The organism is Alysiella filiformis, assembly GCF_014054525.1.
Taxonomy (GTDB): domain Bacteria; phylum Pseudomonadota; class Gammaproteobacteria; order Burkholderiales; family Neisseriaceae; genus Simonsiella; species Simonsiella filiformis.
The window spans coordinates 591,580-608,108 of the sequence record NZ_CP059564.1; the positions used below are offsets into that span (position 1 = coordinate 591,580).

9 protein-coding genes and 1 tRNA gene are annotated in these 16,529 nt (G+C 49.2%); 4 read left to right on the forward strand and 6 right to left on the reverse strand.

Annotated features, from left to right (window positions below; translation table 11 throughout):
• Positions 1 to 22 precede the first annotated feature (22 nt).
• Positions 23 to 958, forward strand: a complete 936-nt coding sequence (gene ispH / locus H3L97_RS03050; RefSeq protein WP_097114656.1) for a 4-hydroxy-3-methylbut-2-enyl diphosphate reductase — start codon at positions 23 to 25, stop codon at positions 956 to 958.
• 357 nt (positions 959 to 1,315) lie between these two features.
• On the forward strand, positions 1,316 to 2,467 hold the full coding sequence (gene dnaJ, locus H3L97_RS03055; RefSeq protein ID WP_097114655.1) for a molecular chaperone DnaJ: 1,152 nt from the start codon (positions 1,316 to 1,318) through the stop codon (positions 2,465 to 2,467).
• A 255-nt stretch (positions 2,468 to 2,722) separates the two neighbouring features.
• Here the strand turns inward: dnaJ and uvrC are convergent, their stop codons facing one another.
• Positions 2,723 to 4,681 (reverse strand): excinuclease ABC subunit UvrC, encoded by a 1,959-nt coding sequence (gene uvrC / locus H3L97_RS03060; RefSeq protein ID WP_097114654.1) that lies wholly within the window; start codon positions 4,679 to 4,681, stop codon positions 2,723 to 2,725.
• Between the two features lie 134 nt (positions 4,682 to 4,815).
• Positions 4,816 to 9,147, reverse strand: coding sequence for a pilus assembly protein (locus tag H3L97_RS03065; protein WP_097114653.1), 4,332 nt, complete (start codon positions 9,145 to 9,147; stop codon positions 4,816 to 4,818).
• A 321-nt stretch (positions 9,148 to 9,468) separates the two neighbouring features.
• On the opposite strand from H3L97_RS03065, the gene H3L97_RS03070 reads away from it, so the two are divergent.
• Positions 9,469 to 9,559 (forward strand) — tRNA-Ser (locus H3L97_RS03070).
• Positions 9,560 to 9,606: 47 nt separating this feature from the next.
• Here H3L97_RS03070 and H3L97_RS03075 read toward each other — a convergent pair.
• Entirely contained in the window at positions 9,607 to 10,605 is a 999-nt protein-coding gene (locus H3L97_RS03075; protein ID WP_224446400.1) for an ABC transporter ATP-binding protein, read from the reverse strand.
• Between the two features lie 124 nt (positions 10,606 to 10,729).
• Here H3L97_RS03075 and H3L97_RS03080 point away from each other — a divergent pair, with 124 nt between their 5' ends.
• Positions 10,730 to 11,413, forward strand: coding sequence for an energy-coupling factor ABC transporter permease (locus tag H3L97_RS03080; RefSeq protein ID WP_097114652.1), 684 nt, complete (start codon positions 10,730 to 10,732; stop codon positions 11,411 to 11,413).
• Between the two features lie 62 nt (positions 11,414 to 11,475).
• Here the strand turns inward: H3L97_RS03080 and ftsY are convergent, their stop codons facing one another.
• The 3 genes from ftsY to argF all read right to left on the reverse strand — a co-directional run bounded on the left by ftsY (position 11,476) and on the right by argF (position 15,990).
• A complete protein-coding gene (gene ftsY, locus H3L97_RS03085) occupies positions 11,476 to 13,467 on the reverse strand; it encodes a signal recognition particle-docking protein FtsY (RefSeq protein ID WP_371271272.1) in 1,992 nt (663 codons plus the stop codon).
• 232 nt (positions 13,468 to 13,699) lie between these two features.
• On the reverse strand, positions 13,700 to 14,698 hold the full coding sequence (pdxA, locus tag H3L97_RS03090; protein ID WP_097114651.1) for a 4-hydroxythreonine-4-phosphate dehydrogenase PdxA: 999 nt from the start codon (positions 14,696 to 14,698) through the stop codon (positions 13,700 to 13,702).
• Positions 14,699 to 14,979: 281 nt separating this feature from the next.
• A complete protein-coding gene (argF, locus tag H3L97_RS03095) occupies positions 14,980 to 15,990 on the reverse strand; it encodes an ornithine carbamoyltransferase (RefSeq protein WP_097114650.1) in 1,011 nt (336 codons plus the stop codon).
• Between the last annotated feature and the right edge of the window lie 539 nt (positions 15,991 to 16,529).

Sequence of the window (16,529 nt, forward strand, 5' to 3'; positions counted from 1 at the left end):
ATTATTAAAAGAGAACAAAAACATGACCCAAAAAACCATTACCCTAGCCAACCCACGCGGCTTTTGCGCGGGCGTAGACAGAGCCATCAGCATTGTAGAACGCGCCTTGGAAGAATACGGTGCACCGATTTACGTTCGCCACGAAGTCGTGCACAACAAATTTGTGGTGGACAATTTGCGCGACAAAGGCGCGATTTTCATTGAAAATTTGGCAGACGTGCCACAAGGCGCAACCCTGATTTATTCCGCGCATGGCGTGAGCAAAGCCGTGCAAGCCGAAGCTGCCGAACGCGGTTTCCGCGTGTTTGACGCGACCTGTCCGCTCGTAACCAAAGTGCATAAAGAAGTGGCGCGTTTGGACGAACAAGGCTACGAAATCATCATGATTGGACACGCAGGACACGTTGAAGTGGAAGGCACCATGGGGCAACTGCCGTCTGGCAAAATGAAATTGGTGGAAGTGGTGGACGATGTGGCGGATTTGGTGGTGCAAAATCCCGATAAATTGGCGTATGTCAGCCAAACCACGCTTTCGGTTGATGAAACCAAAGACATCATCACCGCCCTGAATGCGCGTTTCCCCAACATCAAAAATCCGCACAAAGAAGACATTTGCTACGCCACCACCAATCGCCAAAAAGCCGTGAAAGATTTGGCAAATGAATGCGATATTGTGATTGTGGTTGGCTCGCCAGCCTCGTCCAACAGCAACCGTTTGCGCGAAGTGGCAGCAGGCTTGGGCGTGGACGCTTACATGGTGGACAACGCATCTTATCTGGAAAAACAATGGTTTGACGGCAAAACAAAAGTCGGCGTTACCGCAGGCGCGTCAGCCCCCGAAGTGTTGGTGCAAGGTGTGATTGAGCAAATCCGCGCGTGGGGCATTGACGATGTGCAACAAGGCGATGGCGAACCTGAAACCATCGTGTTTGTGTTGCCCAAAGAATTGCGAAAATAAGCGTTCAGGCTGCTTGAATGGTACACGACAAAAACTTTTAGGCTGCTTGTAACCTGTTCCCTCCCACGCTGGCGGGGGAGGGTTAGGGTGCAGACCTGCCAAGTTCTCATCGTGTCGTAGGGGCGGATTTTATATCCGCCCTGTGGGAAGTACCACAATTCAAATATCGTAGAAAGGGCAGATATGAAATCTGCCCCTACGAAGTACAGAACTTGGCAAGTCTGGGGTTAGGGTGGGGGTAAATGGGTGGCAACACCATAAAATTGTCGTGTACTTTTCAGGCAGCCTGAAACTTGATTTTTCAGGCTGCCGCCTATATTTTCCGAATATTGCATTTTCCATATTGAAAAGACACAAATCATGAGCAAAGATTTTTACGAAACACTTGGGGTCAGCCGCTCGTCCAGCGATGATGAAATCAAAAAAGCCTATCGCAAATTGGCAATGAAATACCACCCCGACCGCAACCCCGACAACAAAGAAGCCGAAGAAAAATTCAAAGAAATTCAAAAGGCTTACGAGACCCTATCCGACCCACAGAAAAAAGCCGCCTACGACCAATACGGACATGCCGCTTTTGAACAAGCAGGTGGATTTGGTGGCGGTGCAGGTGGATTTGGCGGATTCGGTGGCGGCTTTTCAGGCAGCTTTGGTGGCGATTTTGGCGACATTTTCAGCCAAATGTTTGGCGGCGGCGGACAACGCCAACCCAATTACCAAGGTGCCGATTTGCAATATGGTGTGGAAATTTCATTAGAAGAAGCCGCCGTGGGTTTGAAAAAGCAAATCACCATTCCCACCCATGCCGAATGCGATGCTTGCCACGGCTCGGGCGCAAAAGCAGGCACACAAGCCACCACCTGCCGCACCTGTGGCGGTACGGGTACGGTACACGTTCGCCAAGCCATTTTCCAAATTCAACAAACTTGCCCCACTTGTCATGGTTCGGGCAAGGAAATCAAAGACCCTTGCAACAAATGCCATGGCGAAGGGCGCGTGAAAACCACCAAAACTGTGGAAGTCAATATTCCAGCAGGCATTGATGATGGACAACGCATTCGCTTAACAGGCGAGGGCGAATTGGGGACAAATGGCGCACCTGCTGGCGATTTGTACATTCACGTTTCCGTGCGCGAACACAAAATTTTCCAGCGCGACCCACACAATCCCATGGATTTGCATTGTGAGTTGCCCATCAGTTTCACCACTGCCGCATTGGGGGGCGAAGTGGAAGTGCCTACGCTCAACGGCAAAGTGAAAATGAACGTGCCTGCTGGCACACAAAACGGCAAAAAATTGCGGATTAAAGGCAAAGGCGTGCCATCGGTACGCGATAATCGTGCCATTGGCGATTTGTATTGCCATGTGATTGTGGAAACGCCCATCAATTTGACCGACCGCCAAAAAGAATTGTTGGCGGAATTTGAGAAAATTGCCACAGGGCTAGACCGCAGCCAAACGCCACGTCAAAAGGGCTTTTTTGATAAATTGAAAGAGATGTTTGATTAACGTGAATTTGGGGTAAATAACTGTCAATGTGCCAAGAAACCAGCTCTCTCCCCATGGGAGAGAGTTGGAGAGAGGGTTTGTTGAGCAGCATGCCCTCTCCCCAGCCCTCTCCCATAGGGAGAGGGCGTAAAGTTACTTAAATTTATCAATGATTTTTATTCTGAACTCATGTTTGATTCAATTCAGGCAGCCTGAAACCTTAAAACGCAATGGGGCGGATGATACATCTGCCCCATTTTATTTTTGTGTGAGCCGTCATTCGCCATGAAAATGGTCGTAAATTTTCCGTGCCAAATCCATGCTGATGCCATCGGTTTGCGCCAAATCGTCCACGCTGGCTGCCTGAACGCCACGCAATCCCCCAAATTTCAACAACAATGCCGCTTTGCGTTTCGCGCCCACCCCTGCAATGTCTTGCAATGATGAGGTGATGCGCGTTTTGTCGCGCTTGGCTCTCATGCCTGTGATGGCGAAACGGTGGCTTTCATCGCGTATGGTTTGCAATAAATGCAGGGCAGGGCTGTTTTCAGGCAACCTGAACATCGCCCAATCTTGCCCTCTCCCTAGCCCTCTCCCACAGGGAGAGGGAATGGGGTCGTTGGCAAATTCATCAAATGCGCCAAACACTTCGCTCCCTCTCCCCGTGGGAGAGGGTTGGGGAGAGGGTAAACCAAACGGCAAAATCAATTCTTCCAATCCCGCTTTGCGTTCCACGCCTTTGGCTATGCCCACAATCGGCATTTGCAAACCCAATTCTGCCCACACTTGCAAAGCCATGTTCACTTGCCCTTTGCCGCCGTCTATCAGCACCACATCGGGAAAACGCACCGTTTCGCCCTGCGCGGCTGCCTGAACCATTTTGCCATAACGCCGCGTCAGCACTTCGCGCATGGCGGCGTAATCGTCTCCTGCTTTGGCGGTGGCGATGTTGTAGCGGCGATATTGTTTGGGCTGCATGGCAAAATCATCGTACACCACGCAACTTGCCATGGTAGCCTCGCCCTGCGTGTGGCTGATGTCAAAGCATTCCAAACGGTGCAACTCGTTTTCAGGCAGCCCCAAAATGTGTGCCAAATCCGCAACACGCTGTTTTTGATTGCCATTTTGGAGCTGGTGTTGCGACAAAGCCAGTTGCGCGTTGCGTGTGGCATTGTCCAGCCACACTTTGCGTTCGCCGCGTTCGGGTTGGACGATGGCGATTTTCTTGCCATGTTCCGCATTCAACGCGGTGTGTAGGCTTTCAGGCAGCCTGAAATTCACAATCAACACATCGGGCTTGTTTTTGCCCAAATAATGTTGTGCAACAAAGGCTTGGGCATAATCATCAATTTGCGGATTCGGGTCGTGGCGCGTATCGGGAAAGAAATTTTTGTCGCCAACATGTCGCCCACCGCGCACGCTCGCCCAATGCACACACACCCGCCCTTGTTCTACACAAATCACAATAATATCAATATCTTGTTGATTATTGGACGTGTGGCTGTCAATAAATTGCTTGGCTTGCACCACGCTCAAAGCCTGAATTTGGTCGCGCCATTTTGCCGCCTGCTCAAAATCCAAGTTTTCGGCGGCTTGTAACATATTCTGTTCCCAAGTCTTTAATAAATCAGCCGTTTTGCCATTTAGAAAGTCGGTGGCAGCCTGAACGCTTTGCGCGTAATCCGCCCCATCAATCGCCCCCACGCAAGGCGCAGAACAACGCTTGATTTGGTGGAGCAAGCACGCACGGTCGCGGTGGGCAAACACGCTGTCTTCACAAGTCCTTAATTGGAAAACTTTTTGCAAAATTTCCATGCTGTCGCGCACCGCGTAGCCGTTGGGATAAGGACCAAAAAAACGATGTGGCTTTTTCGGCGTGCCGCGAAAATACGCCAAACGCGGAAAATCGTGTCCGCTCAACATCAAATAGGGGTAAGATTTATCGTCCCGAAACAAAATATTGTATTTTGGATTCAAAGACTTAATCAGATTGTTTTCCAAAATCAAGGCTTCTGCCTCGCTGTTGGTCAGCGTGATTTCCACTTTGGCAACCTGTTTCAACATCAACTGAATGCGTGGCGAATGGTCGTTTTTTTGGAAATAGCTGGACACGCGGCGTTTCAAATTCACCGCCTTGCCAACGTAAAGCACGGTATCGTCAGCCGACATCATGCGGTACACACCAGCCGATGTGGGCAAGGTTTTCAGAAAAACATCAAGATTAAATGCAGACATTTCAGGCAGCCTGAATGGTTGAACAAAGGGGCGAATTATCGCATTTTTGCGCTTTTCAGGCAGCCAGAACACAAAAAAGCAGCCTGAAAAACCGAAAAATCCGTTTTTCAGGCTGCCTGTTTCACATCAAGCGATTAGAAGATTTCGCGCCAGCTAATGCGGCGAACACCCGCGTCCACGTCCAACATTGCCAAAATAATCAAACGAGATCTGTCGCCGTCATTCAAATAAACGGCAGGTGTGTTGCCATTACCCGCATTAAAGGTCAAAGATGTACCCAAAGAAGTGTTTACGCCCAAGGCTTCAACCATGCCCACATTGTTGGCATCGTTTTTGTCCACTTTACCATCGGCATTGGTGTCCACCAAAGGTTTGGGGAAACGACCGCCATTGCGTACATCAACCTGAACCAGACCCGAGTTGGCAGCACGCACACACAACGCACCAATTTCAGTGGTTGCGCGTGAGAACATGAATTGCGCCACTTGGCGTTGGCGAATCAGGCTGTCTGCTGAAATATTGGTGCCTTCCAGCAATTTCAAACGCCAACCACGGTGTGTTTCATTGATTGGGTTTTCCGTTACCGAATAAACCGCCATTTCAGCAGGATTCAAACTGGTTTCAGAAGTCACATTGGTTGTGATTTCTTGGTGCAACAGCGTGTTTTCATCATCAGGAATCGCCTCTGTTTTGCCATCGGCAATCAAACCATAAGCATAGTTTTGTTGTTTGGAATTCAAGTCTTTTTCAGAGAAATAACGACCTGTACCCACAATCACCATCAACTTGCTGTTGACCATTTCCGCATAAGGCGCACCTGTAATCGGTTTGACATCACGCGTGGGTTTGAACAAAGCACCATCGTTGTCGCCACCTGTGTAGCGTTTCAATGCAAATGGCGCATTGCCACTGGTGGTGCTGTCCATTTGCCACACTTTGCCTTCCAAGTCGCCCACAAAGATTTTGTCGCCAATGCCGTCTTTGTCGCCATCGTAAACAAAGGGCGCACCCACACCTGCTTTACCCAAGCGGATTTTCCAGTAGTTGGTGTTTTCGCTCCAAGCCACATTAGCAGGTTTGTTGATGTCCAAAATGAACATATGACCTTCATCTTTAGGATTGTTGTAGCCACTGCTCACAACCGCATACAACTTGCCATTTTTGCCTTTGGTAATCACAGGTTTGGCAGTGGTCAAGCCCAATGCAGCGTCATCTTTATCCGAAAACTCCCACATCAGATTTTGTGTGCTGGGGTTGCTGATGTTGCTCACATTTAAAGCATAAACCGCTTTACCGCCACGACCTGTTGTGCCAATCAAAATGGTTTGTACATCAGTGTGGTTGCTCAAACACACATCTTGAATCACGGGCGAGCCATCATTCAGGTATTGGTGTTGGAAACCATTTGAGGCAAATGCAGGTTGTTTTTCCAAAGCAGTACCTGCCATGTATGCCATCACTTCGCTGCCTGAGGTGTCAAAAATGTGCAACAAACCATCGTTGGCCGCCGCCGCATAATAGGTTGGGCGTGATTTGGCAGTGGTGTCCAAATTACAGCCTGCAACCGCTTTGGCAGGCAAAATGGGGCTGGCAGTGGAGTTAATTACCGTACCTTGCAGACTTTCGCGTTTGCGCAATAAACTCTCTTCCAAACGGCTGCTACCCAAAATGTATTCCACTAATTGCGTGTTGGAAACACCTTTGGGCATGGTAATGCCATTGAAAATGTTATTGGCATTGCTTGTGTTAAAGTCATAAGCCGTATTGCCTTTAAATGTGAACATTTTGCGTGCGGCAAAATTGCTTTCCCCATGGTATTGGGTGGTCAGTTCGGTGCCAGTGCGTTTAAATTCAGCCAATTTAAAGTTGTGCTGTGTGGCGTCCCAAGATGGGCGATACATCACTACGTCGCCTGCCAATTTCGCAAAGTCATAAGTGGATTGCAACAGGTAGTTTACGCCTTCGGCACGCAAGTCCAAAATTTCACCAGCACCAATAGATAAACCTGTGGCTGCCTGTGATGGGTTGTTCGATTTGTCGCCTGCTTCCATGGCTTTGTTCAAGGCTTCAACCATGGCAGCAGGTTTGTTTGCAATCGCAAAGTTGCGTGGTACGCCTTTAAAGGCATCAATACTGGTGCGGCCTGGTTTGTCGTCTGTCCACGAGTTGCGTGCGGTTGGCAGGATTTTGTCGTTCACATCGGTTTTGGTAACCAACTCTGCCACTTTATCATCTTTATTAATTTCAAAGCCACCGTATTTGGCTGCCAAGTAGTAGGCGTTTCTCATGGGGCTGGCTTTATAGTCCCCCCCTTCTACAACATCAATGATGAAATTGTTGCCATTGATGGGGCGTTTATCAGTGTAGGGCAAATCGGGGCGAATGTTGTTGGTGCGTGCCCAATATGCCAAGCCTGCCATGTATCCAGGTGATTCAGACGAACCAATATTGGCATTAACACCCACTCCATTCAAATCTTCTTCATTTTGATATATGCGTGAAGTGTAGTTTTGTACGGTGCTTAAATCATTACCTTCCATGTCTTTATCATGGTGGGTATTGGTATCGCCAATCAGAATAATGCTGTTGGCATGGCAGTGTTGTTGTACTTTGGGGATACCGCGTTTATAGGGGTCGTCCCAATTGTAAATCACGGGGAAACCGTCTTTTGCTTCGGCGGTAACTTGGTCACTGGGCAACTTGTAAACACCAGAAGACGCCACATTGGTGGTACCGCGCAAATAAGCCAAAGCGGTGTTGTACAATTCACCAGCAGGGTCGTATTCTTTATAGCCAGAGGCATCACCAAATTGGTTCAAATAGTTGATGGTACCACTGCGTTTTACGTCACTTTGGTCTGCATCGGTTTTATCGGGGTTGATGTTTAATTGTCCTGTATCGGTTCGCCATTCGCTACCGTATGTGGCACCTTCAAAAGTGTCGCCATTTGCCGATTCTTGTTCATCGTTGAGCAACCATTTCATGCGACTGCGCAATACACCACCATTAACATTATTGTTTGCAATATTCAGGTAGCCAAAGGTGGCAAAGCGCATTTTGTTTTTAACGGTATATTCTTGTAACAGCCCTTCAGGTTTGTAATTATTGCCGTATTTTTTGCAATTCGCTTCTAATGGTAAGCCACCTGTTGGATCGCACACTTTAATGACCACATTTAGGCGTTTTTCCCATTTTTGTGCTGCTGCTTTGTGTTTAGCGTCAACCGATTTGGGATCCAATACTGCATAATATTGGGATGTTCCCACAGCATATGGGTTATTAAAATTTGTAGAATGGTATTCTTTTATATTTTTTCTGATATGGTCGGGAAGATTGTTGTATTTGGCACCCATTGTGATTTTGCGGACAATGTGCAAATAAAAACCGTCATTAAAAAAATGCAGGCTGCCATCGGCAAATCGGTCGTACTCACCTGCCAAGCTCCATTGTGCTTGTTTTAATGTTTGTTGGGGGATAACAACTGGGTCTTTTTGGAATTTGACAACATTATTGCTATCCGTAATTAAATTTCCCTGTGCGTCTCGCTCATAATCATAAAATTGCAGACGTCCGACATGTAGTATGGGATCGCGACCATATCCTGTACGATAAAACCCTCTGCGGCGCGGTTCACCAAAACTTTGGGAATTTGTATTTGCGTCATTAGTGGCAAGTATTTGATTTTTATCACTTGTTTCGTAGTATGAAAAGTCTTTACCTTCAATGGCATCTGCACCCATTACATCAATAAAATAGTGGGGCAGTAAGCGGCGTAGGGTCGCATCGGTTTTGAGTTCTTTTGCTTTGAAAGTATCGAGTAAACGATCACTAATCCTAAAACCGCCTTGTGAGTTTTGACCATATTGAATGTTGGCACGGCGCAAGAATGTGTCGGTGGCGGTGTCACCGTTTTCATAGCCAGACACATTGTTGGCATCACCACGTTGCACGCCTTTTGCGCGGTTGCCCCCTGTCATGGTGCTGCGGAAGATGTCAATTGCTGTCATGGTCATGTAGTTGAGCATGTTGCCACTGAATTCTTCTTTATCGCCACCCGTGTTACACAAGCCATATAAGCCATTTTCGTTTTGGGCTACGCTGTTGGGATAAAAATACCCATTATCATGACCTTCTTGATAATTGTCGCCTACGGAAACGTGGTTGTATTTATAGCATTTTGTGTTGTCAAAATAGCCTAAATATTGTTGGGTGAGTGGCGAGCTGTTGGCTGCATTGGAGGCGGAAAGCAGGTTGGTGTCGGAATAGGCTGCACCTGCGGTGGGGTATTCCACCGACAATGCCAAGGCAATGTGGGGCGCAAATTTGGCTGCCACACCCACCAAGGGAATGGAGCTGAATTCGGTGTTGTTGGCTGCCTGTGTGAGCGGCATGATGAGCATGAGCGATGCCGCCAATGCGTGTAAACGCATGGGCTGCTTGGTGGTTTTTTTCTTGATTTTTGACATGAGTCTATCCTTTTCGTGGCTTATTCTTGAAATGGCACAACTTGTGCAAATTATAATCCATTTTGCAGGCTGCCTGAAAATGTGCTTGGGGGTTTTGTTTGATTTTTGCAAACAATGGGGTGCTTTGTGGGGCTTTTTTTACTTATGCTTTCGTGTTTTTACGCAAATTAGCAAATGTTTTTGATTTTGCGCGATTTTGGTGTTGTTTGACAAGCAATTTTTGTGCCACAAATGGGCAGATTGGGCAGCGCAGCATGGCATAAAAATGCTGCCTGAAACTTGCTTTGCGCCACAAATGTGTTTACAATGCGCTTTTTCCACAGAGAGGTGGATGAGTGGTTTAAGTCGCACGCCTGGAAAGCGTGTATACGTGAATAGCGTATCGAGGGTTCGAATCCCTTCCTCTCTGCCAGTTTTGATGACGCGCTTTGTTCGGTTGAGCAAGGCGCGTTTTGTGTTTCAGGCTGCCTGAAAATGCACGATTTGTGTTTCGTCTATTTGCACGGCAATGTGCTGATTTGGGGGGGCTTGGTCGCTCAATGTGCTGATTTCGCCCCAAATGGGGTGTTGCAACACCAGCAGCCAGCCGTGGGGCTGACGTGCGCTTTGAATCAGGGTGCAGGGTTCGCCTTGACCCAAATGTATGGCGGTGGGCGGCACATAATGGGTGTCGCGCACGTTCAGGCAGCCGAGCAAACGTGCTGCTGCCGCATTGATGGGTTGGGCGCACAGGGCTTGGGGTGTGCCGTGTTGAATCAGGCTGCCTGAATGCAGCAGGGCGATTTGGTCTGCCATCAAGCAGGCTTCGGCAGGGTCGTGGCTGACCAGCACGGCGGGAATGTGGCGTTGTTTGACCAACTGGCGGATTTGCTGTTGCAACTGTTGGCGCAAGTGGGTGTCTAGGCTGGAAAAGGGTTCGTCCAGCAACAGCACTTTGGGTTCAACCACCAAAGCGCGGGCAAGGGCAACGCGCTGCTGTTCGCCACCCGACAGTTGGTTGATGGTGCGTTCGGCGTGGTTGTGCAAGCCGACTTCGGCAAGTCTGTTTTCAGCCAGCGTGCGGGCTTGTTGGGCTGGCACACCGCGCATTTTTAAGCCAAACGCCACGTTTTGCCACACATTCAAATGCGGCAACAGGGCAAAATCTTGAAACATCATGGCGATTTCGCGGCGTTCGGGGGGGGTGTGGGTGTGGCGGATTTGGTTGATGAACACATCGCCCGAATCGGCTGACACCAAACCTGCGATTACATTCAATAAAGTGGATTTGCCGCTACCGCTTTTGCCCAAAATCGCCAATAATTCGCCTTGTTGTACGGTCAAATTGATGTTGTGGCACACGGTGTGTTGGCGGTAGGTTTTGTGGATATGGTGGAGTTGCAACATGATTTTTGTGGCACGATTGAAATGTTGCCATGATGTTAAACGATTTTCAGGCTGCCTTACAATGCGCGACAAAAATTGTATGGCTGCCTGAAATCTGTTCCCTCCCCCTTGCATAGGGGGAAGTTTGTGGCAACATCAAAAATGGCTGCCTGAAAAACATTTTTTACACAACAATGCTGCCTGAAAGGGGCAAATCGTGATTTTTTCATCGGATTGGTTTCATCAATACGCCATGATGTTGGCGTGGGTGCTGTATGTGCCTGTGGCGATGTGGTGTGCCACGCGCAGCCCCACCCCCACCGCACAACAACTGGCGGTGGCTGGCACATTGAGCGCGTTTTTGTGGTTGCTCAATGTGCAGGTGGAGGCAGGGCAACTATCGGGCATGGTTTACCATTTGCTCGGTTTGAATTTGGCAACTTTGATGTTGGGTGCGCCCCATGCGTTTTTATTGGGCAGCGCGTGGGTGCTGGCATGGGGTTGGGCGCGACACGGTGGCGATTTTGTGGCGGTGTTTGCGCTCAATGCGTGGGCGGTGGCATTGCCATCGTGCCTCATCAACGCCTTGGGCAGACGCTGGGCATTGGCAAAATTGCCCAAACAGGTGTTTGTGTACATTTTCATCAACGGCTTTTTGTCGGGCGCATTGAGCATGATGGCAACGGGCGTGATTGTGGCAAGTTTATTGCATGGTGCGGGGGTGTTTTCAGGCAGCGTGGCGTGGGGTTCGGCATTTCCCGTGTTTTTTCTGCTGACTTGGGGTGAAGCGTTTTTGAGTGGGATTGCGGCGGCGGTGTGCGTGGCTTTCAAGCCCGAATTGTTGGGGACTTTTGACGACAAAATTTATTTGGCAAAAAAAGCCAATCAAATTTGGCGATGAAATTCAGGCTGCCTGAAACGTGTTTTCCCACATTTTCAGGCAGCCTGAATTTTACCGCACCATCAATCCAACAGCGCGTCCACAAAATCACGCGCTTTAAAGGGGCGCAAATCGTCTATGCCCTCGCCCACGCCCACATAGCGCACGGGTATGGGATATTGACTTGCCAATGCCGCCAACACCCCACCTTTGGCGGTGCCGTCCAGCTTGGTTACGATTAAGCCCGTTATCCCCAATGCCTTGTGAAACGCCCCCACTTGATTCAAAGCGTTTTGACCGATGTTGGCGTCCAACACCAGCAAAATTTCGTGTGGCGCATCGGGCATGGCTTTTTGCAAAACACGTTTGACTTTGGCAATCTCCTCCATCAAATGCAACTGGGTGGGCAAACGCCCTGCCGTGTCTGCCAAAACCACGTCAATTTTTCGCGCTTTGGCGGCTTCTACTGCGTCAAAGCACACCGCCGCGCTGTCGCCTTTGACTTGGGAAATGACGGTAACGCCATTGCGTTCGCCCCATTCTTGCAACTGCTCACGCGCGGCAGCACGGAAGGTGTCGCCAGCCGCCAAAATCACGCTTTTGCCTTGCGATTGGAAATATTTTGCCAATTTGCCAATGGACGTGGTTTTGCCCGCACCGTTAATGCCCGCCATCATAATCACAAAGGGCTGACCATTTTCAGGCAGCGTGAGCGGCTGTTCCAAAGGTTTAAGCAAATCGTACACCGCGTCTTTGAGGGCTTGACGCAATTCGTTGCCGTCTTTCAAGCCTTTGAGCGAAACGCGATTGCGGACTTCTTTCATCAGCATTTCGGTGGCTTCAATGCCCATGTCGCTGGTAATCAGCACGGTTTCCAATTCTTCATACAAATCTTCGTCAATTTGACCACCACCAAACACGCCTGCCAGCGATTTTGCCATTTTGTCGCGCGATTTGCTCAATCCACGCGCCAAGCGGCTTGCCCAACTGTCTTGCGGTGCCGCGTCATCGTTGTCGCTTGCCAACACGGTGGCGGCTGCGGCGGCAACAATCGGCACATCGCCCACATCGCGTTGGGCAATGTCATCGGCTGGCTGAATGGCTTGTTCAGGCAGGCTGGGGTTGGTTTCGTCCACATCGGTGGCGGCTTCGGCAGCGAGGGGTTCGTGTGCGGGTGGATTGGGTGTTGCGTTGGCAACGGTGGGCGTTTCAGGGCTAGCCTCAACGCTGGTGTGGGATTCGCTTGCGTCCACATCGGTGGCGGCTTCGGCTGCTGGGGGTGGGGCGAGGTCGTCTTCGTCCAATTTGCCCACCAATGCGGCACGGTTTTCAGGCAGCCTGCCCAAGGCTTCATCAATCAAAGCCTTGGTGGTGGGCGACAATTTTTTGGGGTCAATGTGAATCACATCATCGGTGTGGGTGTTCACATCTGCGCCGCCAAACGTCCAATGGCTCACGGGTTCGGTAGCCGATTCAGGCGTTTGGGATTCGTTTTCGTTGGGCGTTTCGGGTTTTTTGCCGCCAAAAGTCCAACTGGTTTCAATGTCGGATTTGGTTTGAATGTGAATGATTTCTTCCACCACTTCCAGTTCAGCAGGAGGCGTTTGGGCGACTTCTGCCGTGGTATTTTCAGCGACTGCCACCGCGTCATCAGATGTGGGTTGTGCGACTTCTGCCGTGGCATTTTCAGCGACTGCGACCGCGTCATCCGATGTGGGTTGGGGGACTTCTGCCGTGGCATTTTCAGCGACTGCCACCGCGTCATCAGATGTGGGTTGGGGGACTTCTGCCGTGGTATGTTCAGCGACTGCCACCGCGTCATCAGATGTGGATTGGGCGACTTCTGCGGTTTCATTTTCGGCAGACACCGCCACCACATCATCGGCGGCAATTTCGTTTTCGTTTACCTGCTGGGGTGCGTCTTGGGCAGATTCGGTACGCAAATCTTGCAAATCGGACACGTCCAAAGACACGGTTTCATTGGATAAGGGGTTGTTTTCGTTTTGATTTGGCTGCTGTGATTCGGGTGCAGCTTGCGATTTGGGTTGAAAAATTTTCAGTAATGAGCGAAACATGGTTATGTGTTTAAAGTGGGTGGTCAAAATAAAGTCGGCTTATTTTAGCGTAAACATGACTGTATTTGAAAGAAAAATTGTGTTTCAGGCAGCCCCAGCAAAATTGGGCTGCCTGTATGTTCAATATTGGCGTAAAAATCCGCATTGTATTTGCAAGAATTGTCAATCAAATCAAGCCATCAATCTTGCGAACACAGGTTCTGAAATGGGAAAAAGGCTTGTTTTCAAATTTTCAAGATTGCTGCGCCAACACCATTTGCCACGCCACTTCCACCGCCGTTTTCAGGCTGCCTGAATCCGCCTTGCCCGAACCCGCCAAAGTCAAAGCCGTGCCGTGGTCCACCGAAGTGCGGATAAACGGCAAACCCAACGTGATGTTCACGCCCCCACCAAAGCTGGCGTATTTCAACACAGGCAAACCTTGGTCGTGGTACGCCGCCAGCACCGCGTCCGCATCGTTCAGCAAAAATGGCTGAAACAGCGTGTCGGCAGGCAGGGGGTCGGAAATGTCCATGCCTTGTTCGCGCAATTTGGCGGCGGTGGGTTGCATGATGGTCAATTCTTCGCGCCCCAAATGACCGCCCTCGCCAGCGTGGGGGTTCAAACCCGCCAGCAAAATTTTGGGCGAACGAATGCCAAATTTCGTTTGTAAATCATGATGTAAGATTTGGGCAACGTCTTCAATCAGTTGTGGGGTAATCGCGTCTGCCACATCGCGCAGGGGCAAATGGGTGGTCAGCAAAGCCACGCGCATACCGCCACCTGCCAACATCATCACAACTTGTTTGGTGTTTGATTTTTCGGCTAAATATTCGGTGTGTCCGCTAAAAAATTCGCGTTTCAGGCTGCCTGAAAAATAATCGTTAATCACGCCCTTATGCACAGGCGCAGTAACCATAGCCGCAAATTCGCCAGCTTGCACGCCATCAAAGGCTTTATCCAGCAATTCAAGCACATAGGGCGAATTATTCGGATTGAGTTTGCCGATTTCACACACATCGCGCAAGGGAATGTGCAACACGTCCAGCGTGTTGTGTTCAGGCTGGCTGAAACGGTCAAATTCGCGGATTTTCACGTTTTTTTGCAACATTTGGGCGCGATTTCGCAACAATTCAATGTCGCCCAACACCACCACGCGGCAGGGCAAATTGTGTTGGGGTAAATCAAGGCAAATGTCTGCGCCTATGCCTGCTGGTTCGCCTGATGTAATGGCTAGGATTTTGTTTTTCATCAATTTCTCCATTCTAATTTGACCAAATGTTGAACCATTTGGTAGTGTTGTTCCAAAATTGTCATGGGCATTTTTCATTTCCTTTCAAATTAAAATGGTGTTTTCAGGCAGCCTTTCGGTACACGACAAAAACTTTTGGTTTGCCTGAAATCTGTTCCCTCCCCTGCTGGCGGGGGAGGGTTAGGGTGGGGGTGGCACGTTGCGTTTCTAACCCCCACCCCAGCCCTCCCCCTTGCATAGGGGGAGAGTGGCAACGTCCAAAATTGTGGCAGCCTGAAAACTCAAATCTCAATGTCCCCCAAAGTTGCCACCATCACCGCCTTAATCGTGTGCATGCGGTTTTCCGCTTGGTCAAACACAATGGATTGTGCGCTTTCAAACACCTCTTCGGTAACTTCCACGCCGTCCATGCCAAAGGTTTGGAAAATCCACTCGCCCACCTTCGTATCGCGGTTGTGGAAAGACGGCAAACAGTGCATGAATTTCGCATTCGCATTGCCCGTTTTCGCCATCAAATCCGCGTTGACCTGATAAGGTTTCAGCAAATCAATGCGTTCGCGCCACGCATTTTCGGGTTCGCCCATGCTCACCCAAATGTCGGTGTGAACAAAATCCACACCGCGCACCGCTTGGTCAATCTCATTGGTAATCAAGATTTTCGCGCCCGTTTCTTGGGCGATGGCTTTGGCTTTTTCAATCAAATGGCTTTCAGGCAGCAAACTTTGTGGCGCACAAATGCGCGTATCCATGCCCATCATCGCCCCCGCAATCAACAGCGAATTGCCCATATTAAACCGCGCATCGCCCAAATACACAAAACTGCATTCATTCAAAGGCTTGCCGTTGGGCGCGTGTTCGCGCATGGTCAGCAAATCCGCCAACATTTGCGTGGGGTGAAATTCATCGGTCAAACCATTGTAAACAGGCACACCCGAAAATTGCGCCAATTCCTCCACCACGCGCTGGCTGAAACCGCGATATTCAATCGCATCAAACATTCTGCCCAACACACGCGCCGTGTCTTTGGTGCTTTCCTTGTGTCCGATTTGGCTGCCGCTCGGTTCCAGATAAGTGATGCCTGCGCCCTGTTGTCGTGCTGCCACCTCAAAAGCACAACGGGTGCGCGTGGACGTTTTCTCAAAAATCAAAGCAATGTTTTTGCCGTGCAAATATTGCGTTTCCACGCCTGCCTTTTGGTCGGCTTTCAGTTGTGCCGATAAATCCAACAACGCCACAATTTCAGCAGGCGAAAAATCCAATAATTTTAAAAAAGAACGATTTTTGAAGTTCATGGTCATTTCCTTTGCTCAATGGGTTTTCAGGCAGCCTTTTGGTGTGAGGCAGAAATTTTTGGGCTACCCATACTTATTCCCTCCCTTGAATGGTAAGAGATAAACGAGCGGCAGCGTCAAAAAATGTCGTGTGCCGCAGGGCAGTCTGAAAAAGTCATATTGGACAAGATTGTGCCACAATTTCCACAAAATTTCACAAAACCATACACAGCTTATACATCAACCATATTCAGCTTTTCCACAAAGTCATGCACAAGCCATGAGCGCAAACTATTTGCTTGATTGAATAGCATTAAGCACATGAAATTAAAGCAATTAAAACCCAGAAACTTGCGTGAAAAAAACAATTTTTTGTGATAAAATGAACAACATTTTTACTTTTGGAAGTGTAAAGATTTGTCTTGCCTGAAATGGCGAAATGTAAAAAATCATACACAGCACAGCAAAAAGCCCCAGTTGGCGCAGAAATTGCTTTGAGAGAATGAATTTGTGCCGCTTTCAGGCAGCCTGAAAGCCCAGTCATTAAGATAATAATTTGA